Genomic DNA, 24091 nt, shown 5'->3' on the forward strand with positions numbered 1-24091 from the left:
CCACTTATTGTTCAAGTTCCTTGACTAACTCGATCAATGTTACCTTATCATTTTTGGCTTTTTCCCAATCCACAATAGGCTTGGTATTTTGATTAAATTGTATACCATTTTCACACATCCATGATATTTGATTTAACAGCGCATACATCGCTATTAATCGTCGTTGTTGTTTATCTAGATTCAGTTTGCTCATGATCGCATTGCTATAGAGCTCCCCATAAGAAGTACCATACCAACTGAGTTTAATACGTCCAAGGGCTTCAAGAGGATCCCCTTGTGTTAAACCGTCCAAATCCACCAGTCCGTTGAAAGCTCCCTCACAAATCATTACATTTTTTGAGCAAATATCGCCATAGTACATGGTGGGTTTAATAGAATGAAAATAGGATTCGAAATCAGAATAAAAATGCGTGGCTATCGATTCAATTTCATCGTCCATCACACCTGTGATTCTGCCTCTGTCAATGGACTCTTGTACCCATATTTTCATCCGCTCTGACCAACTATCACTAACATCATTATCGCCACCCCAAATTACTCCAAACTGTGAAGTTACTGGTACTGAAGCCACTTTCTTAAAAATAGTAGCAATCTCTCCTGCCAAGGCAATCAATTGGGAGGCACTTAATGCCTCTATAACCACCCCTAAATCTTGCCCTGCTATTTTACTTTGTATTTGATAACAAAAAGGAATAAGGGTTTGACTGTAATCTTCTTTCAATATGTCGGGCACCTTTATCCCTAGGGATTTAAACTCAGGAATATGCACATGCGAACCATATAAGTATTTACTGGTTGGGCTTAAACGAACGATAAGTTCCGTATTACTAAGAACAACACAGTAAACTTCGTTACAAATGCCTATGGTTATACGGGTAATTGACTGGGGAACTTCATTAAAATGATAAGCAATAATTGCATTAATCATCTCCTCATGCGATTGATTAAAATGACTCACGTATACACCTCCATCGACTCATTACAACAATAACTCCTAATATTTTTTTGCAATGTTTTTATATCAGCACATGCTGTTCAACACTAAAAGAGGGTCTACATGAAATAAAAAGCGTCATGTTGCCTTCCCAAAAAAATGTTTCGCCCGCCTCTATAAGAACAATGTCACCTGGATTTAAAATATGTTTGATATGATTCACTGTGACACTCCCTGTCCCTTCTTGTATATAAACCATTTCTTTACATTTCGTGTTCATTGCATGGTTACTGTCTGGGTAACGACCAGAAATGTTCACGATGGCAAAATCAAGCTCATCGTCCAGTTGGGGATATTCAGTGACAACGCATACTTCGCTGTTTTTACGTTCATTGATTTGATTAGCATAGGATATTTTCATTATCAGTTTCTTTTTTATTAAAATAATTACAATTTCTTACATAGCAGTACACCTTGTCCTATAGGAACAATCAAAGCGTCTACCCTATTATCTCCCAGTGCACGATCAATCATCGGTTGAAGATCCGACTGATGAGAAACAACGTTATCTGCTAATAAAATTCCCCCAGGGACCATGTTAGGGATCACGATTTCATAACAATCCGTGTACAATTCTTTTTCGGTATCAAGAAAACAGAAAGATACGTCTTTGTATGTTTCTAAATGTTCAAAGACATCACCAGCAATGAGCTCTGCATAGTCTTCCACTTCTGCTAATGCAAATGTCTCTTTTGCAAGAGCAATCTTTTGTGGGTCTAACTCAAATGTCGTTATGTTCGTTTTTAAATATTTGCATGCTAATGATAGCCATAAAGTTGAATATCCAGCGCTGGTGCCTATTTCTAGCCATTTTCCATCAGGAACACTGGCTGCCAAGAGACTAATAAATCGCCCAGTTTCAGGAGGAATTTGGCGCAGTTTATTGAAGTGCTTTATTTCAACTTGCCCTAACATTTCAAGTTTATCCCTGTTTTCTAAGTAACTCATTCTGCGTAAGATTGCTGGTGATATGTCGTGGAACATGCTTACTCCTTTTCATTACATTTAAAGTCTGCGTAAAGTGAATCATGTCGTTTCTTATGATGTGTTACCCAAATTTCTTGGACTAATTTATTCTCAAACAATACCTCACCCTCTTCAGACATAATCTCTTCAAGCAAACTCCATACACAATCCGCATAGACTTCACTGGAGGTTTTTGGTTCTGCTTTTGGATATCCAGACACATTCATGATGGTTACCCCATTTTCTACAGTAATACACTGATCATATTTACTGCCAACCACATTTCCACCGTTACTTATTGCCAAATCAACTACTACTGCATTGGCGGGCAACAACATTAAGCTCTCTTCATCAATTAACAAAGGTGCTTTTTTTCCAGGTGTACGTGCCGCAGCAATAATTATGCTTTGTTCAAACAAATAGGGTTTAATGGCATCGGCTTGATTACCTTCTTCGGGTAACACAAAATATGTCATTCCAGCCGCTTCTAGCTCGGCTCGATAATATTCTCTTCTACCAAAAACCTGAACAGGAATATGATTTTTTAACGCTTCAAAAGCAGCTCTTGTTGCAGCCGCACCTGTACCCAGTACAGTCAACTTTATGGGTAACTTGCCTCGATAATGATTGAGAGCACCGTAAAAAGCTAACCTACCAGCAATACGACTCATTGCAGCCTGAGCATTCTTGGGATCATAGATTGACAAACTTTTAAACAAATCAAATGATAACGTAGTCAATCCTAATGCTTGCCATGCGGCAATATGATTATCTGGTACAAATGGAAATAAAAATCCCAGCATAGCTGTATTTTCATGAAAGAGCTTGTACTCCATCAGCTCGCGCTCTTTACTAGGACGAAGAACTCTAACAATCAGTGTATTAGGAGGAAATCCTGAGATATTTAATGAATAAATTTCGGCACCAGATTGGATATAATCTGAATCGGTAAAACCCGCACTTAAACCAGCTCCTGCTTCCACCAAAACTCGACGCCCTTTGCTCACTAACAGAGATACTTTTTGCGGTGTTAATGCAATCCGCTTTTCATTCTCGTGTGTTTCTTTTACAACCAAAATTTGTTTGAAATGCATTAGCCAGATACCTTTTACTATTGTTAACACACCCTAAATTAAACATCTCTTTTTTTTATCAGCAGGATAATAATACCAAGAACCAATTAAATAGTTGCCTTGCATCGGCAGAATATAGATTTTTCTGCATGCGAATTTCCCTGTTGCATGATTTTGTCGCAAACGACCTTGAAGCCATCCACCTCCGACTTTTGCCTTTGCTATTTCTTCCTGTACTGCTAATAATCCTGAGGCATCTTTAAAATCAAATTGATTAGTTCCAATTGTCTCAGGATGTAATGGAGATGCTAAAACCTTACCATCAAAGTTAATAGCAAAAATGCGACTGGAGGTCATTCTAAACGTCAAAATTTCTTTTTCTTTTCCTACCTCTTTAATAAAGGTTTTTGCTTTTTTAACACGTTCAATGACTTCATTATTTTTGTTATTATTTAAACTTTCACCTGCCCATATATCTGTAATAAATACAAAAAAATATATGGCTAGAAAAATATAATGCTGAAGACTACTCTTCATTTATCCCACCATGATGATTTGCAAGTTAAAAACACTGCTAGCCGTGATTACTCTCATTTTCTTGGCATAACTTAGCCAATACTTCTTCAGGAAAACTGTCATAAAGCTTCTGAACTGTATTAGGGTTGTCTAATCCTCTTTTCAATCTTACTTGATTCAGAAACGTATAAGCACGCTCTTTAGCAATATCTGGATTAAAATCATAAACCTCATCGCTCAGCGCCTCTTCTAGGCCAATAAATTGAACCCCATTTTGCTCATAACGGGTTAACAACTCATCCAGCATCTCTGCAGTAAACGCATTCATATGCAGCAGGAGCACGTGGGTAATCTCTCGCTGATAAAGATAGTTGGATAAGGTTTGTGCGATGATTAAAGCATTTTCTGCTTGTAGTAAGTAGTTATTTTTAAGCCAACGTAATACCATCTCATTTTGTTGATTAATACAACGTGTATAAGGTGCATTCCACTCATATTCAAAAAAATCTACTGTAACTTGAGCAATCTTGTAACCATGATGTTCTAAATAATCCCTGACAGCATCTCTTTTTTATTTAATATCTCCTTCAGATAAATAAGGATATCTATAAAAATGAAAATTTTGTTCTCCCATGAATGTCGAAAGAATAGGTTCATTTTTTTCAAGGTCGAGAAGGTATTCATCAACACTGGTTTTGGCAAGATCTAGATGGCTATAACCATGATTTGCGAGTAATTGTCCCGATGCTATCCAATTTTTTAAAATAGTAAACTTTTCTGGATCGGATATTAATGGTTTACCATTTACAAATCCATACACACCTTGAATATGATGCTTTTGCAGAGTGTTCATTATCTTATCGGCAACTTGCACTCTAGTGATTCCAGTAGTTAATAATCCATTCTCTGGTAGATCATCTAAGGTAATCGCTATTTGCATCGCATAAGCACTTGATAAAAACAGTGTAAGTGTCAGAACAATCAATTGTGTAAATTTTAAAAGCATAATTACATCACCAAACAAACCTTCTCTTGATGCAAAGCTTCTTCAAAATTATTCTTTAGAAACCTATCAAGTGTGCCCGGCGCAATTACTCTCCCTTTACGATCAGCAAATATTGAAGCTTCTTCTATAGCTATTGTTTTCAATAGCAATGATAATCTTTCAATATGACCATCTCCCATCACCACCATGAGTGTGCTCTGCTCTTGATTCTTTTCTAACCTATCCCATATATCACAGAGCAATGTAGCATCATGAAAGCTTGATAAATAGTTTAAGTAAATATCACGTAACTTCGAGGCTGGCTTAAATGAAGAAATTTTTTTCATCATTTCAACACAGACACTCACTAAATTGTTTTGTTCAAGGTTTGTTTCCTCAAGCTGTAGTGAGCGATACTCTTCCTCAAGTTCTATCAATAATCCCAATGCCTCATTTACATTTAGAATACTCGCTCCAATAAAAGCATATATTTGTGGATTACTATTAATGTATTTATCTGCCATGCTATCCAATGCAGTAATTTCAGATACAAGGAAATCTCTCAATTCTCTGAAAGAACAGCATTGAGAATAAAGTAGGCTTATATCATCCAAGGCTTCCGAATGCATAAATTCAGTGGTATTTGAAAAGGTTTGATGGGATTTTGTTTTTTTATGATTAATTGATTTTTCAATATCCTCTATCTTCTCTAGAAAAAGCCACAAATACACATATTTTTCATCGCAAAATTCACTTCTTTTTTCTGCAAATACCATTTCCAAATTAGGTGAGGGTGTTAATTGTTCTAACGATTTCATAAAGTCAATGCCATGAGTGCCTTTTGGCCGGGGAGTACCATCACTTTCTAGGAATAAAATCACCCTATTATTTGCCACATAGTTGTTAAAAATACTTATATATTCATGATCCAAATCAAGAGATATTGGGTTATGAACTTCACCAATTAATATTACTGAAGTATTTTGATACCTAAATTTATGGTAACTACGTGGTCCACCTAATTCATAATAATCAGGTTGTTGTTTTACTTTAAAAAAACGCGAAAACATTAATAACATCCCTCGACTTGCATGGGTGCTCATTTGCTTGACTCAATATGATTAGCTTAACTTTATAGTTGCACTTTCAACGGATACTTCCTGGAGCTCGTGCAATGTTGCATCTATCATCCTAGGTTTACCATTCGTCAATATTATCATCAAATGGTGCTCAATATTAAAAGTAAACAATAATCGCGAGTCATTCAATACTGTAGTTATACTGTATCTCTTTGAAGTCAATTTTATTATATGATGGTTTCTGGAATAGAAGGTATACAGGCTGTTACCAACAGGAGAATTTTATGCGCCAAGCCATTAACTGTACAATCACATTTAGAGATACATCATTTAAGCTTCAAATAAAAGACGTCTATCAAGTAAATGAACAGCTGATAGTAATTTCAAAGATTAGCTCAACAGGTTGCGGCGGAGAAGCTATAACGCCTCGCTCTTCATCAGTCACTGTTAATACAAATGCAGACACAGCATTGCCAGTTAAATATTATGCCTTTGTATCTGATAATATCAAATCGTTTAAGTCATTTACTACCATGTCAAGACAGAAAGTAGTTGTCATTAATGAGCTAGATAATATTCCAGGGCTTCTAGGAAATGGTACAATTAATCCGCTTGAAAAAATATCCGATTTAGCAGAGCAAAGCATTTTTGCACCCGCTCCTTCAGATATCGATATCAACATGACAAACACAACAACATATTCACAATAAACATGCTGATAAAACCCAATCTCAAAGATGAAGACATTGCCAGTTGTGTACAAAATGCCTACGGACTGAGTGTAGAAAAAATCTCATTCCTTCCAATTGGTGCCGATTTTAATACAGCTGTTTACAAGGTCACAACAAACAGCGAAAAAGATTACTTTTTAAAATTACGACGCGGTGAGTTTATTGATGCTTCGGTATTAGTTCCACAATACTTGGCTTCATTGGGTATCAAACAAGTGATCTCCCCTCTTGTAAGCAAAACAAACCAACTTTTGACAAGCCTGGGATCCTTCAAAGTCATTCTCTACCCCTATGTGGAGGGGTGTAATGGAGTGGAGGTCAAACTATCAGATAAGCAATGGGTTGAGTTTGGTCAAACAATGAAAAAGTTTCACAGCATAGATATTCCAAGCATCATAACAAAAGGTGTACTTCGAGAAACATTCTCTTCTACATGGAGGGAAACCGTCAAAGCATTTCTTGAACTCATTGAAAATGAAGTTTTTGAGGAGTCTGTTGCGGCGAAAATGGCATTGTTCCTTAAATCTGAAAGTAGCCAAATACTCAAGCTTATTGAACGTGCTGGCAATCTCGCCATCACACTCCACAAACAACCGCTTGAATATATTTTATGCCACGCAGATATCCATGGCTGGAATTTGCTTGTTGATAAAGAAGACGCCCTTTATATTGTTGATTGGGATACACTCATCTTTGCCCCCAAAGAACGTGATCTCATGTTTATCGGCGCTGGTATTAGTGATAGCGGTCGTTTACCATTTGACGAGGAAAATCTTTTTTATCAAGGCTATGGCAAAACCAAGATAAATCATGAGGCCATTTGCTACTATCGGTTTGAACGCATCATCCAAGACATAGCCGAATATTGCGAATATATCTTTCTGTCTGACGAAGGCGGTGAAGATCGAATGCAATCATTTGAATATCTGCAATCCATTTTTTTACCAAAAGGTGCAATGGAGAGGGCTTGGCAAAGGGAAGCTCTGTTATGAAATTAGTTTATCAAACCAATTATATTTCATGAGTCGTCTGAGGGTTTTAGTGTAATTTGAAAAGGAGAAAGTGCTTTATTCTCATCCACTGACGCAGTTTTGGCGTCTTTTAAAGCTCCCCTATATTGTTGACTAATTTCTCGAGCAACCTCAGGAGATAATGTTGATCCGAGGTTTTGATCTGCTTCAATGCTAAGACCAAGCGCAGGCAATGCCTCCTCTAGTTGAGGGCTCCATCCTTCCATTTGATGGCCGTGATAGTATCTGTGTAACTTGATACCTAAGTGTCCTGCTAATTCTTCAGCAAAAGGAATATTTAAATTTTTGGCGTATTTGGGGCTTTCAAACTCGCCACAACTTAGAAAAATGTCAGGTGGTGGCAGTTTTTTTCCACTAGTAATTATTTCTTCAAGTTGTCCTCTATTGTCGATTGAGGGCGACTGTGCTACGACCTTACCAAACCATTCAGGATGGGTTATTCCCATATAAAGACTAGCAGTTCCACTTAAACTGGCACCCACCAATACTCTTTTATTAGGATCATCTGGTATTTTGATTCCACGATCCACTAATGCTGGCAGCAATTTTTGATGAATAAACTCGGCATATTCATCTGTTCTATATTTAAAGTCAACGGTCCTTAACCCCATGCCAGCCAATGCATCTGTTGCTTCAAACTCAACACCTTTCTTTGTTGCTTCTTCTAAAATACCTTCTTCTGCTGAAATAAATATTACAGCGGTTTTTTGACTGAGTAGTTTGTCGAGACGATCTACCGCATTGCCTAATTGGTAAAACTTACCATCACTAATGATGATAACTTGATCGATGTCATCACTACCCGGCGGTGCGAAAACATGGATTGAGCGAGAAAATTTGGAAAGATCTGTTGAATTAGATGGATATTCCATAACCTCATCATCTTTACTTACCAGACAAACCCTGGCTTTTTTTTCTAAATCAGACAAAAAACCCCAGATACTGTTATCCTTAGCAGGTAAACCTAAATGTGACATTTCGTTATTGGGATCAGCACAAAAAAAACTGTCTCTGAGGGCATACATTTTGTGATATTTACTAAACTCATCAATAAGTACACTTTGAGGGCCGTTAAATAATGCATCTGCTGCTTCTAATTCTTCTTTTGTTTTTGTTGGAGGCTTATCTGCAGGCAGATCACTAAGTTTTACAGGAAAAAATGAAGGCGGTTGATAGGCTACATCTCCATAAAAATGCGTTGCTTCTTTATTACCATGCTCAGGCTCTAGTTGTACATAATAATAAGTTACCAACGAATCTTTCGGCATTGTGTTACTACGCGACATGACATCAGTACCAGGCAGTTGTAGTAACTCCTGAGTTTCTTTTAGCGTCGAACCATATCCATGAAAATCACCTTGAAGATAAAGCTCTTTTTTTGTACCTATACCCTCTTCACTATCTGACAACCTATCTCTAGGAAATAGAAAATAGACCTGTGATTGACCATCGGAATTTGCTTCAACGATAGGGGTACCAAGAGCTTTAATTTGCTCCCAAAATATCTTAGACATTTCTTTTTTTTGGGATTGGGACAAACTTCTGTAGTATTCAGCATATTTATCCAAAGCATCTTGAAATGTAGGTATATCAATATCACTAGAAAAATCTTCCCAAAATTTTTTGGGTAAGAGATCCTCCCCTGTGGCATTTTGTAATTTTTTAATAAAATCCTGTGCAATCGTCATATCTATAACATCACTTTGCATAAGGTATTTTTAATTATAGCTATTCATTTGTAGAATATGGCCTGCAATATTATTTGAATTTTATCGCCATTTATTATATCATTGTTCTTTGATTGTACACATCTCATACGAGGCTTTTGAAATCCGATGAAAATCAACGCTTAAATATACCCAAGTTTGGGTAACCGTTTTTGGACTCACCCTCATTCATATTTAAGAGTATCATCGTATGCATAAGCCTATTCAACTGATAGATTTCAGTTTATTTTTTCCTCATAAAACCTGTTTTTCTGACTTTAACAGCCACATTTTATATGGCAGCAGAATTGCTATTATTGGTCGCAATGGGGAAGGAAAATCAACTTTACTCAAAATACTTCAAGGTACTTATACTCACTATGATGGCACCCTGATTCTACCCAATGATTTACGTATTGGTTATCTTCCACAACTCATAGAAAATGACAGCTCATTCAGTGGTGGGGAGAGACTCAATAGAGCACTTACGAAGTCCCTCAGCTTAGATCCCAACCTATTGCTGTTAGATGAACCCACCAATCATTTAGACAATAAAAACCGACGGGCATTAATCAAACATCTTCAGTATTACACGGGTACCTTGATTATGGTCACGCATGATGTGGAAGTATTGAAAACGATCGCTGATACCATTTGGCATATTCAACATGGGATGGTCCATGTTTTTCATGGAAACTATGACGATTATCAACGAGAAATAGCAGCAAAAACCCTCAAAATTGAGCACGAACTGGCAAACCTTAAACAACAGAAAAGAGAGGCTCATGAGGCTTTAATGAAAGAACAGGAACGCGGTAAGCGCATGAAAATCAATGGTGAAAAAAATATACATAAGCGCAAGTGGCCAACAGTACGTTCTCATACTAAATTGGCAAATGCCGTCAAAACCGGTGATAAGCGCATACAGCATATTGAGAACCAAAAACAAAACTTGCTAGATGATTTATCAATGCTCTATCGCCATGAAGTGATACAACCCCAATTTCAATTAAATGCCTGCACACAAATAAAAGCAAGCGTCAGTATCAACCATGGAACTATTCGCTACGCGCATGGTGCTGTGATTATAAAAGACATTCATTTCCATCTGTCTCCTAAAGCGCGTGTGGCCATCTGTGGCGATAATGGCTCTGGCAAATCAACCTTCATCAAAGCCCTGTTAGAAGATAAAGATGTCATCAAAACTGGCGATTGGACTACGCCTAGGCGCTCAAACATTGGTTATTTAGATCAGCACTATCAAAATCTACCTTACGATCAAACTGTGTTGCAACTAGTAACCGCCTGCATGCCAAATACAACATATACCGACATCCGAAAGCATTTAAATACCTTTCTATTTCGTAAAAATGAAGAAGTTGACGCCTCCATCTCCAACTTATCAGGGGGAGAAAAAGCACGTCTTTCTTTATGCGCTATCGCAGCAAACCCTCCCGCTTTACTCATTTTAGATGAAATGACCAATAACCTGGATCTGGAAACACGAACACATGTCATTCACATTTTAAGGGCTTACCCAGGCGCCATACTCATCATTTCACATGACAATGATTTTTTAAAAGCGATTTCTATTGAAACCACTTATAGCATTGAACAAGGAACCCTTGTTTTAGCCACAGGAGACCATCACCATGTCTAAATTGTTTTTATTACTCTCTGTCATCATGATGGATTTGCTCACGGGAATGGAGTTTGATCTCTTTGTACCCAGCTTCCCAGAATTACAATCACTGTTTGATATATCCTCGTTTTGGGTAGAGGCCTTATTGTCTGTCAATTTTATAGGATATTGCCTGAGTTTGTTTTTTGTTGGCGCATTTTCTGATCGCTATGGACGTAAACCTATCTTGCTGATTGGACTCAGTCTTTTTGTTGCGGGAAGCTTATTATGTGTTTTTGCACCCACCTTTGGCTGTTTACTTATCGGTCGATTTTTACAGGGAATTGGTGTCGCCGCTCCTTCTATTTTAAGCTTTTTGATCATTGCGGATAGTTATCCTTTATCTGAACAACAACGATTTATGGCATTGTTAAACGGCGTCATGAATATTGCAGTGGGGCTTGCTCCTGTGGCGGGAAGTTATATTGCTTTATATTTTCACTGGCAGGGAAATTTTATCGCGTTACTTCTGCTAGGCCTATTGGTATTGATGATGACCTGCATTTTTATTCCTCATTATCCTTTACCCAAATCCAAAAAACAGTCTCTGATATCAGGCTATGTTGAATTGTTATCGTCAAAACCTTTAATGTTATTGATTGGTCATATCATTTTAATGATTGTTCCTTATTGGATTTTTGTAGGGATGTCACCGTTATTATATATCAAAGCATTAGGGGTTAGTTTGACTCACTTTGGCTATTATCAAGGCTCATTAGCCCTAGTATTTGCTTTAGGATGTTTTGTGTTTAGTTGGTTTTTGAATCAGTTGCAACAAAAAATCTGGTTGATACTGTCTGTCTATACCTTTATCGTGAGCCTGGTTAGTCTAGGATTAACTACCCTTGTCAACTCAACGAACCCATTGCTCATCACGTTATCATTGTTCCCATTTATTGTGGGTCAGATAATTCCCTCAACGATTCTTTATCCACTTTGCTTACATTATAAACCTGAAGCCAAGGGCCAGGTTTCTGCCATGATTCAAGGGGGCAGGCTCATTTTATGTGCCATTACGCTACAAATAGCTGGATTTTATTATCGAGGGTCGTTTCAAAACATTGGGATCATCATTATCGCTGTGATAAGTTTAGTAGTGTTTACATTGATATTGCTTCTAAATAAATGGAAACAGTTTGAAAACAGTTACCATACCTCTACCTTGAAACCGGAGCATGAAGACTAGAATGAATAGATTTCTACCTTACTTAGCCAAATGGCGTTTGATAGAAGATGGGGATCCCATTTTAACGACTAGTAGTCATCTTTTACCGGTTATTTTTGATAATCAACCCTGTATGTTAAAAATTCCATTAATAGAAGAAGAGAAAATAGGCTGTCAAGTGATGCGCTGGTGGAATGGTCATGGGGCCGCAAAAGTGCTGCTTAGTGATGATACTGCTATCCTGATGGCGCGTGCTACTGGAACTCTCTCTTTGTTTAACATGGTTAAACATAATCAGGATGATGAAGCGAGTGTTATTATTTGTTCAGTTGTTAAGAAATTACATGCTGTCACTCACCGACCATTACCTGATAACATAGTTCCTCTATCTTTATGGTTTAGAAGCTTAAAGCTAGCTGCAAAACAACATGGGGGCATATTCCATCAAGCGCTTATAACCTCTCAAAAACTATTAGAAGAACAAAGCGAAACAAGGGTATTACATGGGGATATTCATCATCAAAATATATTAGACTTTGGGGATAGCGGTTGGCTAGCGATCGATCCTAAAGGCTTACTAGGCAATAGATATTATGATTATGCCAATATCTTATGTAATCCTGATTATACTTGTGCATTAGTGCCTGGAAGATTGGAAAGGCAGGCTAAAATTATCGCCACGGAGGCAGATTTAGATTATCATCTATTTCTGCACTGGATATTAGCCTATGCAGGATTATCAGCTGCCTGGCATTTGGAGGATGGTAGCTCTCCTGATTTGGCAATAGAAGTTGCTAAATTGAGTGCTTCTTTGATTTAGGGCTTTATCTTTCGAGTATTAATAACCTATTTCATATATAGGCAAAACACATGAATCATATCCAATGGGCGACTGAAGCTTTACATGATTTAGGATACCCTCTTAAAACCCCCATCCCAGAAATCGTTTTGGAAACGGCGTGGTCTAAAGTATATCGTTTTCATACCGATCTTGGTTGGGTATATCTTAAAAAAGTGCCACAAGCTTTGGCTTTAGAGCCTCAGGTTATCAAGCTCTTGGCAACACAATTTAAGGCACATGTTCCACAGGTTTTGGCAGAGAACACCGAGCATCATTGCTTTTTAATGCAAGATGCTGGCATTCCTCTTCATGATGTATTCAAACAAGGCTTTAATGCAGATATTTTAATCCAGACACTGCAACATTATACCGATCTGCAAATGCAATCGGCTGATAACATCGAGCTCTTTTTAACATTAGGGGTTCCTGATTGGCGCTTATGCCAATTACCAACCCTCTATCGCCAGTTATTGAATGAAAAAGAACTCTTGCTAAACGACGGGTTAACTTCAGAGGAAATCACTCAACTGCAAACTTTAGATAAAAAACTGGTAGCCATTTGTGAGCAATTAGCACAATACAATATTCCAGATACCTTCGGCCATGCTGATTTTCATGATAAAAATATATTGATCAATCCAAAAACGAGCCAAACTACCTTGATTGATCTAGGTGAGGTTGTCATTACTCATCCCTTCTTCTCTTTTCACAATTGTCTGTTTCGCACTACAGAATATTTAAAACTGACCAAGGAACAATATAATCAGTTGCAGGCATCCTGTTTTAAAAAATGGCTCGGTCTAGAATCCTCTCAACATATAGTGGATATCATTGACCTCATCAATCGATGCTGGGCAATACATGCTGTTTTGGGTGAATACCGGTTGATAAAAAGTGTTGAATCTTTTGCTTCTCTACAATTGAGTCGACAAGGGCGATTTGCTGCAAAATTGAGAGCATGGATAGAACAATGACAGTCAAAATGTTAATAAGCGCTTGCTTATTTCTCCGCAAGATTTATCCTACCTTCTGATAAATTGGGCGACGATATCACCAAGAAAACACAAGGTTTACCAGACTTATTTTTGGCTTGGTGCGGTATATTCGCTTTAATCGTTAGACCTTGATGTGCTTGTAGTGTTTCGCTAAAACTGTCCAACTCAATGGTTAGTTGCCCTTGCAAACAGTAAAAGAACTGTTCAGTCTCTAGATGATAATGCTTTAACTCAGCGCTACCTGCAGGCATGATTTCATACACTACCGTAAAATGACCTTCGTTTTTCAGCCACCACCCATCACAATCTTGCCCCCATCTGAAATGAGGCGCATTTTTTGTAGATATTTTCATCATCACTCTATTTTTAAGCTTGCTTTAAGTTATTCAGAATACAAATATTATTTTCTACATTCAAAAACAATGCTCTCATCTGTTTCATCTGGTGACTTAGTCCTGTCAAATGCCTTTACTTGTCGCACCTCACTAAAACCTGCTGAAAACAATAGATTAGTCAAAAAAGCAGTATCGTAGTAAATGCGGATTTGATATTCCTCAATTTCTGTTTGAATGACAGATACCTGCTCTACTAACTCATATTTGCCTAAAGAATAGCAAATCTCACCATCGAGTATCGCTAATTGGCTCAGCAAAATCTTTCTTCCATCTGGTAAACGCCACCTTGAACCACGCCATACGTTGAGTTCCTTTGGAACTGCATATTGCGTTTCAACTTCAAAGACAAAACATCCTTGATTATCCAAATGATCATAAACGGCTTTTATTGATTTCTGGATATCTTCTAAGCCTGTGATAAGACCGAAAGAGCCAGTGGGGATAAAAATCAGTTTATATGTTTGCGATTGACTGAGATCCTCTAGAAAACCATGTCCAACATTAGGCTTAATCTGCATATCCTTAGCTTTAGCATCTAATCTCGTTAACATTGCTTCACTTGCATCAAAACCGTAAACATCAAAGCCCTCTTCTTGAAGGGGTAACAGAAATCGACCTGTGCCGCACATAGGTTCTAAAATGCGACCGTTCGCCTCCATTGCATAACTACGATAAAAAGAATAGTCATCTTGAGGGGCCGTCGGTTTGCTGAGATCGTATACTTCTGTACATAGACTTTGATAGGTACCGAGTTTTTTCATAGTGAGTGCTCCATCACAGTGACAGGATGGCCTCGACATTCGTCCATTCCAATCTTGTTCCACCCTAAGCGATGGTAATAATCAGGAATGGTTGAATCAAAAGCAAATAAATAAAGGGTTTTATATCCCATCAGTAAGGCTTTTTCTTTGGTTCTATCAATCAGCATTTGTGCAATGCCTTGTTTTTGATAGTGTGGCGATACTACCAAGGAACCCAGCCAGGGAGTTAAATCGGGACGAATACCATCATTAATACGTAAAGAGCACATACCAACAGGTTGATTTTGATGGAAAGCAACAAACGTAAGCGGTAATTGCTCCATGTTTAAATGGTTTTTCAAATTCTCTTCCACGCGTGAAATGGGTACATCAGGTGCCCAAATTTGACCAAGTACTTCATGCCATATCTTGGCAAGCGCCCCAATGCTGTCTGAGTGATTTTTTAGGTAGTCGATTGTTAACATCTATTCCTCTTGTTCTTTACGTGGGTTTCATTTCACTCAATAGGGGTCCCCTGGTGAAATCTTAGCTTCCAACTCCTTTTCTCATGTACCCATAAAGAGCTTCGGTTAGCACGCAGTTTTTCCGAACCTACTTCACTTATATAAGTCACCAGTTTTACATGTTCTGAAATATCATGCACGTTAAAGTCTTCTAGGGGAATTTTCGCACCTATTGTTTGATGAAGATGAGACATCATTTCATCTCTGGTGTAGATTTTTCCAGATCTACCATATTCAAAGAAAGAAGCATCAAGAACTTTATCCATATATTCGTTATCAAATCGTGTTTCTTCTAGCCACAAAGATTCTTCTAGTTTTTTTTAACTCTTCATAAACTGTGTCCATCATGCTACCTCATATATTTCAAGCAACGTATGTCGATCAAAAATAGCGCCTATGCTCAACCACTATCCCCAATATCTTTGCATCTTTAACATCTTTCACTTCATACATAGCCCACAGTTCATTGCTTGCAAGTAATTGATATAGGCAGTCTTGTGTCTCGCGATATTTCCGCAACACAGTTTGTTTTTTCTCAACTAAATAGACTAGGACAACATCCCCCGGTTTAGGAGATAAATCGGAGTTTACCACGACTATATTACCTTCCAGGAAATCAGGTTGCATGCTGTTGTCTTCAATCATCACAGCAAAAAGATCGGTGCTAGCAAGCGACTTATTAAATTCGTCAACGGTTATGCGCTGCTCTGCATCTGGATTTGCACCGCCTGTTATGATTTCTTGAGCATGAATCGCTTCTTTAATTGAGAGGACAGGGATCTGTCTCGCACCTTTTCTATTGGTGTGGAGTTCACCATGAGGATTATCGGTTAAGCACAACAAGTAGGAGGCAGACACGTTTAACTGATCTGCAAGAAGCTTAGCTTCTAATGGGCCAGGGCTTCGGGTGCATTGCTCCCAGTTGCTAATTCTAGCGGCTGAAAGCGTGCCTGTTCTTGCTGCGAGCTCTTTAATGGTGATGCCCAATGCTTTTCGGGATTGGGTAATACGATTACCGATTTCTGTTTTTAGATCCATGCTAACTCTTTTTTAATAATAGTTAAAAAATCCATTGACATAAAACAATATGTTTTATATTCTAAGACAAATTAAAACGAATTGTTTTATTTTGATGATTAAAAAGAATTTACCGTTTTAAAAATTCTCCTATATCTATCGTTGTGTTTCATCATAACACAAACAAAAACAAATCGGAAACCAATTGATATTAAGGATAACAACCAGACATGACAAACATGATAATAAATCACAGGGAACTGTCGGCATTAAGCGGATTGCCCTACCTACAACAACTGGTTTACCTAAGAGGACTTAGACCTTATGTCGACTATCAAACGGCTAAAGTCGGCGTTAAAAGAGGGATAAGTTATCAATCGATTGCAGAAGAGCTCTATATTGAACCACACCCAGGGATACAAAGTGGTAGTCCAAGTAAAGATCAAATTCGTCGTGCTCTGAGAAGTTTAGAGAGAATCGGAATTATTCATATTGAATCTCAAGACTGGAAATTGATCATTCGCTGTCTATTAGTATTAGGGGATAATTCTGCCCAAAATAAAGCAGCCACTAATCCACCAGTCTATCAAGCCTCAAATCAACATGCTGAAACACCAGTATTTTCAAGAGAGAATAAGCTAGACAATCAAAAAGGCACCAGCACCTTCTCATCACAAGCCGCCATACCTCAGAAGTCTGAAAAAGATCTTGTTTGTGTGAGCGCGCAATTTGAGGCGTTTTGGAAAGCTTACCCCAAAAAGAATGCTAAACAAAAAGCATGGGAAGAGTTCTTAAAGCTCCAACCATCAGAAGAACTTTTTCAACGCATCATCAAAGCTGTTCAAGAACAAACCAAAGCTACGACCGCTTTAAAAAGTCGAGGGCTATGGATCCCAAAATGGAAATTTCCAGCCAATTGGCTTGCTCAGCATTGCTGGGAAGATGAAATCGATGTGAGTGTACTAGAGGAGAATAATCATGAAATCAATCAAGGACATCATCCAAAACAACAACCTGTCGACTTCCTCTGGGAATCATGCAAAGCAGGATTATCCGCGGGAGAAACCCATTATGAATAAACAGCACGTTGCACTTATTGATAGCATGTTTGCAAAGTTTTCTGTTGTTTATGGTCATCTTTGGCGAACGCTTTTTAAGTCATCTGAATACTTGGAATTTGCCAAAAAGGAATGGCTACAAGCGCTACATCCATTTCAAGAACCTATCATCATGGAAGCCGTGCGAACTTGTTCGATAAGCCGTAAGCACCCTCCCACGATTCCTGAATTTGTAGATTGCTGTAAAGCGATTAGCAACAGACAGTTTGTTGTGAAAAAAGAAGTGTATCAAAAGGCTAACCCTAAAGTGGTTGAGTTCAATCTGCAAAAAATAAAACACATTTTAAACATGAACCCTCGTTAACTGGAGAACAAAGATGTTGGTATTAACTCGTCGTAAAAATGAAGAAGTTTGGTTAGACAATGGCCGAATTAAAGTGAGGGTGATTTATGCCCGTAGAGGGAATGTGGCATTAGGATTTTCGGCACCAGAACATGTGGATGTTGATAGAAAAGAGATTTTTATACGCAAACAAACAAATCCAGATTCAAACAACAAGTAATCAGCATCAGGGCTTCAATGCGCAAGCCCTTTAAGGAGTATCGATGTATAAATTATCACTCATTGGCTTAATGGGCCTCACGATGATTGCAAATGCCGCCAATGTTACGCAAGTGAACCGTTATGCCACTGTAGAGAATAAACCCTCAATGGCACAAATCAATCCTTTGTTGTCAGTTCAACAAATTCATTTTTCTCAAGATATTCAAACGATAGAACAAGCGCTGCTCTATTGGCTGCAATACTCAGGTTTTCACTTAGCTCCCACAAACAAACAATCTGACAGCTTAAAACTTGTTTTAAAACAACCCATCCCGCAAGTGAATCGCAACCTTGGGCCACTGACCGTTAAGGACGGTCTGGAGGTATTGGTGGGTAAATCTGTATTTACCTTAGGACAAGACCAACTATTGCGCGAAGTTAATTTTAGGAGAAAAGCATGAAAACTAAATTTCTCTTCATCTGTTATTCAGTCCTTATAATAAGCCTCACGGTATTACTAGGAAAATTATTTATTCAAGAACGCAGTATCACAGCACAACTTCAAGAGGTTCGTACTTATTTAGATAAAATTCATCATGAAGCTACTAAACCTACGGAAAAAGTAGATTTAACAGCAATTAACCAAGATATTCGTACCCTAGCAGCTCTGGTCAAAGGATTAAAACCACAAGATGAGAATGCCATTAATCAACTGCTGCTTGAAAACCGTACTTCTCTGGATGATAAATTAGATTCCATACAAAAGGTCATCAAGTCTTTGGATGATAAACAGCATCCAGTGAAATACCTACCACTAACGGCACTACCATTTACTCTGGTAAGTATCGATAGCATTCAGCAAATCAGTGTGGTAACAGTTACCTATGATTACAAATACATTCCATTAGAAAAAGGCGACACACTGGCAGGATGGACCGTTACCCATTTGGATTTCAGTAAACAACAAGCCGAATTTATCAATGACAAAGAAGAGCATGTACAAGTTGCTCTTGCTCAAGCCCAAGGTGAACAAGATGCATAAGCCCACCATAAGCTTGATTGCCTTATTAATAACATCCATAGGACATGCTGAGTTCGCAATACCCATGCTTCAAGAAAAACATCTGCAATCTTCAATACTTGCTGATGAGACACTTGCTCGTACTGGCCTTAGCAACAATGATGATGACATCTATGAGGATATTCAGACTATCAGGTTAAATGAACAACAGTTGCATGAAGCTAAAATCTGGGGGCTTACCTTAGACGAAGAAAAACGTTATGTGATACTGATGCAAAATCGAAGTGGCGTGTATTACAAAGGATTACGGCTAACCCCATTAGATATCTTAGGAATTAATGCACGTGATGAGGCTGAGCGTAATCATTTTGCAATGATAGCTGCTGAACAAGAGGCTCAAAAGGTCACAAAAAACATTGCTTGGAACAATGCTTTTCACAAAGCCTATAATAATTTTTTTGCTAATGTTCCAGTTGTAGGTGATTTTGACCCTAGCCCTTATTCTCCGTATGCCCATCAACCAGTCACATTAACAGTAGGTGATCGTCTTTATTTATTTATCAAACCATACGATTCAGTTAAATCTATTCTTCTTCAGCTGATTGATGCCATTGAAAAAACACCTAATACCCAACTGCATATCATGTTGATTGATGCTGATGAATTAGCCATTCAACAGTGGGCTAATCTTCAACAAATTCCAAGACAATTAGTAAGCCAAGGGCATGTCTCCTTAAATCATGGGGAGATGAATTTTCAAGCGCTTAGTATCGCAGAAAAAGCAACGCCGTTATTGATTTTGGCTAATCAGAGCGATGCTCATATTGTTGATATAGGGAGGTTTTAATATGCAAGGTATGTTAGTGAAGGCGGTTCGAGACGGCGATTTGCGCCTCCTCACCGCGAACGGGTTTAACATACTTAAAGTTATTAGCATAACTTTAAGTATGTTGATGGTGTTCTCTTGTTATGCCTATAAAATCTATGAAATAGAATCCCTTACTCAAGAGTCATTATCACTAAAAGAAGCCACTGATGTACGTCTACCCGCTAAAAGTCAAGCAACCCCAGGCACTGTGACTCGACATAAAACAGATAGTTTAGCATTTTCCAATACCATTTTTATTATTGGCGGAGATGCCGACTCAAAAAATTGGTTAGTGAAACATCTTGATGTACTGAAAAAATATCAGGCCATTGGATTTATCACCAATATCAAAGATCACCAACAATTTGAAGCGCTACAAGCCTTAGCTGGTCTGCCATTGCTGCCAGCAAATATTGATGACCTATTAAATCTGATTGGTTCTAGTCACTACCCATTGATTGTTTATCAGGGTGAGGTGTGGCAATGACAGTGCCTAATCGTAAGCAATCTAAACGATTTATCATGAGTTGGTTTGTCATACTCTTTTTAGGTTGGTTATTGTTATTGGCATGGACAATGACTCGCTGGACTTTATTCGGATTTGAAAAAACTTGTCATGTCATCAATCAATTATTACGCGAGCAAACCCAACTGATAGTAGTGTATCACCCTGTTTTACCAACTGAATATTTATCCAGCATCGATTTCACTCAGATAAAAACCTCATTGCCGCCAGCGTTAACAGACGCTTATTTATTCAGCTTGCAACTTTGGACATTGATACGTTTAACCACTCAATTAATGATCATCAAGCTCAGTATCTTAATCGCAGCTATACCCTTATTCACATTAACCATGACCGCTGGACTTGTAGATGGCCTTAATCAGCGCGCCATACGCACTTACTCATTAGGACGAGAATCTTCCTACGTTTTTCATCAAGTAAATCGTTTTTTCAAACGTGGATTTATTTGGATTTTAGCTGTTTGGCTTGCCCTTCCCATAAGCATTAACCCAGCCATTTTGTTTGTTCCACTTAGCATTGTGCTGAGTGTGATGGTTTCTATCACTGCCTGTCGCTTTAAAAAATATTTGTAAGGAGAACATATGAAACGATTTATTTTTACTTGCTTGCTGATTCTGAGTTTTCAATCAAGTTTTGCATCTGAAACCGCATTAAATCAAACCTTGGTACGTATCATCAATCAAATCAATGCCATCATGCCTCTGCTGGATGAAGCACAGACTGAAATTGAACCTAATATGCGCATCCAATTACACATCGAAAGCTTTGAAGGTACTGATGGAAAAAAACATTCTGGTCTTCGTAGTGATTTATTCACTATTAGAAATGCTTTGATTGATTACATCAATAAACCAGCCATAGCGCCCAAAACCATCAAGCCCTTAGCACTTGATTTTATAGGCCAATAAACATGAGCAAAGCAGATATAGCCAAACAATTTGCAGATAGTTTTCGCTATGCTTCAGGCAATATCAGTGCGGCAACTTACTCTAGCTTTATTCGATTTGCAGCCATTGCTCTAGTCATTCTCGCGACCATGTGGGCAGTAAATCATTTTATGGGAAAAGAAGAGCGTAGTGATAACGCTTTTCTCATTCATCTCGGCTCTCGACTTATCCGCATTGTCATAGGACTTTGCTTATTTATTTTGATTTTAATCGTAAAGGGGAATTAACCATGTCAACACTTAAAACAACTGTTACCCAATGGACTACACGACTTGCCTCAGGGTTTATGGCTCTCAACTATGCGCCAGCATTATGGGCTGATAGTTGGTTTCCTAAAATTTCCAATGCGGATGATATCAGCGATGGGAATAAAAGCTTAATGACCGTTACTGGCAATTATGTGAAACAAGGCTTGGGATTGTTGCTGTTTATTACTGCAGTCATCAGCTTTATTAAGTTCATCACTACCGTTCAGCATGGGATTGAAGAATCAAAGAAAAACGAAGGCTCTATGGTTGCGTTTGGTACTTTTGCAGTAATGGGGATCACCTATCTTGCAATCAGTATTGTTGCGGGATATGTCGGATACACCATGATCACCAAATTTAAGATATAGGAGAGCATCATGCAGCAACCTTCTTCTCGTTATTTATCCCATGATTATGAGGCTTATAAAGGATTAAGCCTTAGGGAGTTGTTTTACATCGCTGTTATCACAACTCCTATAATTAGCATTTCCTTTGCTTTGTTAGGGTTTATTGTGGGCTATCCACTTGCCTTAGCATGTATAGGATTTGTCGTAGGATTTATTGTGTCTATCACCATTTGCCCTAGACAAGCAGCTCGAATCAAAGCGGGTAAACCTCATGGATATTTAATGAAAAAATGGATACTCCTCTTGTCTCATTATGGTTTGAAGCGCTCCCCTTATTTGCATCATCGAGGTCTTTGGCAAATGGCAGCAATCATAGGTGAAAAGCATGTTTAAGTATTGGAAACGTATCGATAGTCTCCATCATATAAATCGATTATTGCTGACATTTATCGCAATTCTTACACTGATTGTTTTTGGATTGTTGCTCACCATTGCAAGCCTTCCCAATCGTTATGAATTTTGGCTAACCCCCAGCATGGCTCAAGACGGTGGATTATTAAAAGAAGGTCAAATTTCCAAAGAATATGTGCAGGGTTTTGTCGCCTCTTTATTTCCCACGCTGAATACTTGGTCTAAATCAGGTGTGAATGAATTTGCAACCAATCTTGCTGGATATCATTATTTCTTTACTCCTAGACATCAAGATTTGATGGAACAAACGCTTACAAAATACAAAGAAGCACAATTGTTTAACCGTTCGCAAACCGCCAGTCTTTATCGATTTATGGAAGACAGTGATGTCAAAGTATTAGGTCAAAACACGTGGGAAGTCCATGTGGTTTTGCGTATCACGCAGCGTATTAATGACGATAATCCTATGGTCATAGCAGACAAAATCGTCGACTACCATGTTCGTGTCGTCAAAGTCACTTTATCGCGCTTACAAAATCCCTTTCAACTAGCACTGGATGGCTACAGCCAACCAGAAAATTTAGTGCGTGATTTATTAGCGTCCTCTTCTGGAGAAAAAACACCATGAAAAAACTCGCTTATCTCCTTACTTTCCTTTGTAGCTGTCATGCGTATTGTCTTGAATCAGAGCATGTGCTTTGGGAAAAAGAACCTATTACTGTTAACCTCACACTTAATAAAGAGCGCATGGTTCATTTTCCTCAAGCAATCAGTATTGTTGACAGTGAAGCATCAGACAAACTTGCTGTTTTAAAAGTTCAAGATACCCTTTATCTCAGAGCAAAAAACGCTTTTGCTGAGCAACGTTTATTAGTCCAATTAATGCCAGAGGGTGATGTCATCATCCTCTCCCTTACAGCTGATGAGTCAGAAAGCACAAATCTTCCTATCGAGATAATGTTAGAAGAAAAAACCGAGCCTGCATCTGATAATAATAGTGATTATGACATTAATGCCATCTCGTTAACACGTTTTGCTATTCAATCATTATATTCACCTGAGAGGCTACTAGTTATCCCCGAAGGCGTTAACCGAACGCCCATGCAAACTCGGCGGCAGATCCCTTTGTTTTATGGTGTCAGCATTGAAGCAAGACCACTTATTTCTTGGCATGCAAGTACCTTTTACGTCACTGCAATTGAATTAAAAAATCTACTTAATAAAGAAGTGATTGTCGACCCAAGACGCATGGTGGGTCATTGGCAAACAGCAAGTTTCTATCCCACCAATACGCTAGGACCACGAGGTAAAGAGGATACGACGACGGTATTTTTAGTCTCTGATAGACCTTTCCATGAAGCTTTTAACGCCAGTCGAGGGTATGTACGATGAAAAAACACCTTGGTTTAAAACTTCTGACAGGATCGGTTATTGCAGTAACGACATTGGTTTTGCTAAATGGGCATCACACTGAAAACATTACTGAAAAGAAAGTTGATCCTAATAATCTTAATGAAGCCATTGCCAGCCAGTTTAATGACAATATTCGTGACGTGGCAGCAAGGCTACAAGAGACAGAAAAGAAGCTTGCCTCTTTACTCATGTTACGCACACTCAGTTTTAAGCGGTCATATTTTTGAGCTCCTGCCAAGCAATTTGGTTTGCTCTAACAATGAGTTTGT

The 24091-nt window shown here is 38.3% G+C and carries 34 protein-coding genes and 1 pseudogene; 21 read left to right on the forward strand and 14 right to left on the reverse strand.

The genetic code is table 11. The features are described 5' to 3' along the window. Positions 1-4 precede the first annotated feature (4 nt). The 8 genes from Lsan_RS19405 to Lsan_RS19440 form a co-directional block, all read right to left on the reverse strand. Complete coding sequence (locus tag Lsan_RS19405) at positions 5-958, reverse strand: phosphotransferase family protein (RefSeq protein ID WP_058515749.1); 954 nt, start codon at positions 956-958, stop codon at positions 5-7. 58 nt (positions 959-1016) lie between these two features. After that, a complete protein-coding gene (locus Lsan_RS19410; RefSeq protein WP_058515750.1) occupies positions 1017-1355 on the reverse strand; it encodes an AraC family ligand binding domain-containing protein in 339 nt (112 codons plus the stop codon). A gap of 26 nt (positions 1356-1381) precedes the next feature. Beyond that, positions 1382-1978 carry an O-methyltransferase gene (locus tag Lsan_RS19415; RefSeq protein ID WP_058515751.1) on the reverse strand — a complete coding sequence of 199 codons (597 nt, stop codon included), beginning with the start codon at positions 1976-1978 and terminating at the stop codon, positions 1382-1384. A 2-nt stretch (positions 1979-1980) separates the two neighbouring features. Next, positions 1981-3054 carry a Rossmann-fold NAD(P)-binding domain-containing protein gene (locus Lsan_RS19420; protein WP_058515752.1) on the reverse strand — a complete coding sequence of 358 codons (1074 nt, stop codon included), beginning with the start codon at positions 3052-3054 and terminating at the stop codon, positions 1981-1983. Between the two features lie 33 nt (positions 3055-3087). Next, a complete protein-coding gene (locus tag Lsan_RS19425; RefSeq protein ID WP_058515753.1) occupies positions 3088-3570 on the reverse strand; it encodes a cache domain-containing protein in 483 nt (160 codons plus the stop codon). Between the two features lie 37 nt (positions 3571-3607). Further along, positions 3608-3997 (reverse strand): polysaccharide deacetylase family protein, encoded by a 390-nt coding sequence (locus tag Lsan_RS19430; RefSeq protein ID WP_058515754.1) that lies wholly within the window; start codon positions 3995-3997, stop codon positions 3608-3610. 123 nt (positions 3998-4120) lie between these two features. Next, entirely contained in the window at positions 4121-4555 is a 435-nt protein-coding gene (locus Lsan_RS19435; protein ID WP_133134194.1) for a polysaccharide deacetylase family protein, read from the reverse strand. A 2-nt stretch (positions 4556-4557) separates the two neighbouring features. Continuing rightward, positions 4558-5637, reverse strand: coding sequence for a hypothetical protein (locus Lsan_RS19440; protein ID WP_058515756.1), 1080 nt, complete (start codon positions 5635-5637; stop codon positions 4558-4560). Positions 5638-5897: 260 nt separating this feature from the next. Here Lsan_RS19440 and Lsan_RS19445 point away from each other — a divergent pair, with 260 nt between their 5' ends. Both Lsan_RS19445 and Lsan_RS19450 read left to right on the forward strand, forming a co-directional pair. Continuing rightward, a complete protein-coding gene (locus tag Lsan_RS19445; RefSeq protein WP_058515757.1) occupies positions 5898-6323 on the forward strand; it encodes a hypothetical protein in 426 nt (141 codons plus the stop codon). Positions 6324-6325: 2 nt separating this feature from the next. Further along, entirely contained in the window at positions 6326-7336 is a 1011-nt protein-coding gene (locus Lsan_RS19450; RefSeq protein WP_058515758.1) for a phosphotransferase enzyme family protein, read from the forward strand. A gap of 26 nt (positions 7337-7362) precedes the next feature. On the opposite strand, the gene Lsan_RS19455 is transcribed toward Lsan_RS19450, so the two are convergent. Further along, on the reverse strand, positions 7363-9084 hold the full coding sequence (locus Lsan_RS19455) for an alpha/beta hydrolase-fold protein (protein ID WP_058515759.1): 1722 nt from the start codon (positions 9082-9084) through the stop codon (positions 7363-7365). 208 nt (positions 9085-9292) lie between these two features. On the opposite strand from Lsan_RS19455, the gene Lsan_RS19460 reads away from it, so the two are divergent. Genes Lsan_RS19460 through Lsan_RS19475 form a run of 4 tightly spaced genes read left to right on the forward strand, consistent with a single transcriptional unit; the run spans position 9293 to position 13742 of the window. Continuing rightward, a complete protein-coding gene (locus tag Lsan_RS19460; RefSeq protein WP_058515760.1) occupies positions 9293-10741 on the forward strand; it encodes an ATP-binding cassette domain-containing protein in 1449 nt (482 codons plus the stop codon). Beyond that, positions 10734-11948 (forward strand): MFS transporter, encoded by a 1215-nt coding sequence (locus Lsan_RS19465; RefSeq protein ID WP_058515761.1) that lies wholly within the window; start codon positions 10734-10736, stop codon positions 11946-11948. The genes Lsan_RS19460 and Lsan_RS19465 overlap by 8 nt, the downstream gene beginning before the upstream one ends. Position 11949: 1 nt before the next feature. Beyond that, on the forward strand, positions 11950-12747 hold the full coding sequence (locus Lsan_RS19470; protein WP_065236326.1) for an aminoglycoside phosphotransferase family protein: 798 nt from the start codon (positions 11950-11952) through the stop codon (positions 12745-12747). 50 nt (positions 12748-12797) lie between these two features. Then, positions 12798-13742: a phosphotransferase gene (locus Lsan_RS19475; RefSeq protein WP_058515763.1), complete on the forward strand. Its 945-nt coding sequence runs from the start codon at positions 12798-12800 to the stop codon at positions 13740-13742. A gap of 26 nt (positions 13743-13768) precedes the next feature. Here Lsan_RS19475 and Lsan_RS19480 read toward each other — a convergent pair whose 3' ends face one another. The 5 genes and pseudogenes from Lsan_RS19480 to Lsan_RS19500 all read right to left on the reverse strand — a co-directional run bounded on the left by Lsan_RS19480 (position 13769) and on the right by Lsan_RS19500 (position 16460). Beyond that, positions 13769-14116: a cupin domain-containing protein gene (locus tag Lsan_RS19480; protein ID WP_058515764.1), complete on the reverse strand. Its 348-nt coding sequence runs from the start codon at positions 14114-14116 to the stop codon at positions 13769-13771. A gap of 47 nt (positions 14117-14163) precedes the next feature. Further along, positions 14164-14919, reverse strand: a complete 756-nt coding sequence (locus Lsan_RS19485) for a class I SAM-dependent DNA methyltransferase (protein ID WP_058515765.1) — start codon at positions 14917-14919, stop codon at positions 14164-14166. Next, the gene (locus Lsan_RS19490; RefSeq protein WP_058515766.1) at positions 14916-15383 is read right to left on the reverse strand and encodes a GNAT family N-acetyltransferase; all 468 of its coding nucleotides are present in this window, start codon (positions 15381-15383) and stop codon (positions 14916-14918) included. The genes Lsan_RS19485 and Lsan_RS19490 overlap by 4 nt, the downstream gene beginning before the upstream one ends. A gap of 32 nt (positions 15384-15415) precedes the next feature. Then, positions 15416-15727, reverse strand: a pseudogene (locus Lsan_RS19495) (nuclear transport factor 2 family protein); the annotation flags it as partial. Between the two features lie 76 nt (positions 15728-15803). Next, positions 15804-16460, reverse strand: a complete 657-nt coding sequence (locus Lsan_RS19500) for a LexA family protein (RefSeq protein WP_058515768.1) — start codon at positions 16458-16460, stop codon at positions 15804-15806. Positions 16461-16669: 209 nt separating this feature from the next. Here Lsan_RS19500 and Lsan_RS19505 point away from each other — a divergent pair, with 209 nt between their 5' ends. The 15 genes from Lsan_RS19505 to Lsan_RS19575 are packed head-to-tail and all read left to right on the forward strand — an operon-like array spanning position 16670 to position 24049. Beyond that, entirely contained in the window at positions 16670-17518 is an 849-nt protein-coding gene (locus tag Lsan_RS19505) for a hypothetical protein (protein WP_058515769.1), read from the forward strand. Further along, positions 17511-17861 (forward strand): hypothetical protein, encoded by a 351-nt coding sequence (locus Lsan_RS19510; protein WP_058515770.1) that lies wholly within the window; start codon positions 17511-17513, stop codon positions 17859-17861. The genes Lsan_RS19505 and Lsan_RS19510 overlap by 8 nt, the downstream gene beginning before the upstream one ends. Positions 17862-17874: 13 nt before the next feature. Continuing rightward, positions 17875-18060 (forward strand): carbon storage regulator, encoded by a 186-nt coding sequence (locus tag Lsan_RS19515; protein ID WP_058515771.1) that lies wholly within the window; start codon positions 17875-17877, stop codon positions 18058-18060. 43 nt (positions 18061-18103) lie between these two features. Next, positions 18104-18502 (forward strand): PFGI-1 class ICE element type IV pilus protein PilL2, encoded by a 399-nt coding sequence (gene pilL2 / locus Lsan_RS19520; protein ID WP_058515772.1) that lies wholly within the window; start codon positions 18104-18106, stop codon positions 18500-18502. Next, positions 18499-19083: a hypothetical protein gene (locus tag Lsan_RS19525; RefSeq protein WP_058515773.1), complete on the forward strand. Its 585-nt coding sequence runs from the start codon at positions 18499-18501 to the stop codon at positions 19081-19083. The genes pilL2 and Lsan_RS19525 overlap by 4 nt, the downstream gene beginning before the upstream one ends. Continuing rightward, on the forward strand, positions 19076-19909 hold the full coding sequence (locus Lsan_RS19530; protein WP_058515774.1) for a TIGR03759 family integrating conjugative element protein: 834 nt from the start codon (positions 19076-19078) through the stop codon (positions 19907-19909). The genes Lsan_RS19525 and Lsan_RS19530 overlap by 8 nt, the downstream gene beginning before the upstream one ends. Before the next feature lies 1 nt (position 19910). Beyond that, the gene (locus Lsan_RS19535; protein ID WP_058515775.1) at positions 19911-20417 is read left to right on the forward strand and encodes a PFL_4695 family integrating conjugative element protein; all 507 of its coding nucleotides are present in this window, start codon (positions 19911-19913) and stop codon (positions 20415-20417) included. Continuing rightward, on the forward strand, positions 20414-21028 hold the full coding sequence (locus Lsan_RS19540; RefSeq protein ID WP_058515776.1) for an IncC plasmid conjugative DNA transfer DtrJ family protein: 615 nt from the start codon (positions 20414-20416) through the stop codon (positions 21026-21028). Before Lsan_RS19535 ends, Lsan_RS19540 begins: the two co-directional genes overlap by 4 nt. A 9-nt stretch (positions 21029-21037) precedes the next feature. Next, positions 21038-21364 carry a hypothetical protein gene (locus Lsan_RS19545; RefSeq protein ID WP_058515777.1) on the forward strand — a complete coding sequence of 109 codons (327 nt, stop codon included), beginning with the start codon at positions 21038-21040 and terminating at the stop codon, positions 21362-21364. A gap of 2 nt (positions 21365-21366) precedes the next feature. Next, complete coding sequence (locus Lsan_RS19550; protein WP_058515778.1) at positions 21367-21630, forward strand: hypothetical protein; 264 nt, start codon at positions 21367-21369, stop codon at positions 21628-21630. Between the two features lie 2 nt (positions 21631-21632). Next, a complete protein-coding gene (locus tag Lsan_RS19555) occupies positions 21633-22019 on the forward strand; it encodes a hypothetical protein (protein ID WP_058515779.1) in 387 nt (128 codons plus the stop codon). 9 nt (positions 22020-22028) lie between these two features. Then, positions 22029-22391, forward strand: a complete 363-nt coding sequence (locus tag Lsan_RS19560; RefSeq protein ID WP_058515780.1) for a TIGR03750 family conjugal transfer protein — start codon at positions 22029-22031, stop codon at positions 22389-22391. Further along, positions 22384-23037 carry a DUF2895 family protein gene (locus Lsan_RS19565; RefSeq protein WP_058515781.1) on the forward strand — a complete coding sequence of 218 codons (654 nt, stop codon included), beginning with the start codon at positions 22384-22386 and terminating at the stop codon, positions 23035-23037. The genes Lsan_RS19560 and Lsan_RS19565 overlap by 8 nt, the downstream gene beginning before the upstream one ends. Beyond that, positions 23034-23801, forward strand: a complete 768-nt coding sequence (locus Lsan_RS19570) for a TIGR03749 family integrating conjugative element protein (RefSeq protein WP_058515782.1) — start codon at positions 23034-23036, stop codon at positions 23799-23801. Before Lsan_RS19565 ends, Lsan_RS19570 begins: the two co-directional genes overlap by 4 nt. Beyond that, positions 23798-24049, forward strand: coding sequence for a hypothetical protein (locus Lsan_RS19575; protein WP_058515783.1), 252 nt, complete (start codon positions 23798-23800; stop codon positions 24047-24049). Before Lsan_RS19570 ends, Lsan_RS19575 begins: the two co-directional genes overlap by 4 nt. Positions 24050-24091 lie beyond the last annotated feature (42 nt).

Source organism: Legionella santicrucis, from assembly GCF_001468135.1.
In the GTDB taxonomy this organism is placed as follows: domain Bacteria; phylum Pseudomonadota; class Gammaproteobacteria; order Legionellales; family Legionellaceae; genus Legionella; species Legionella santicrucis.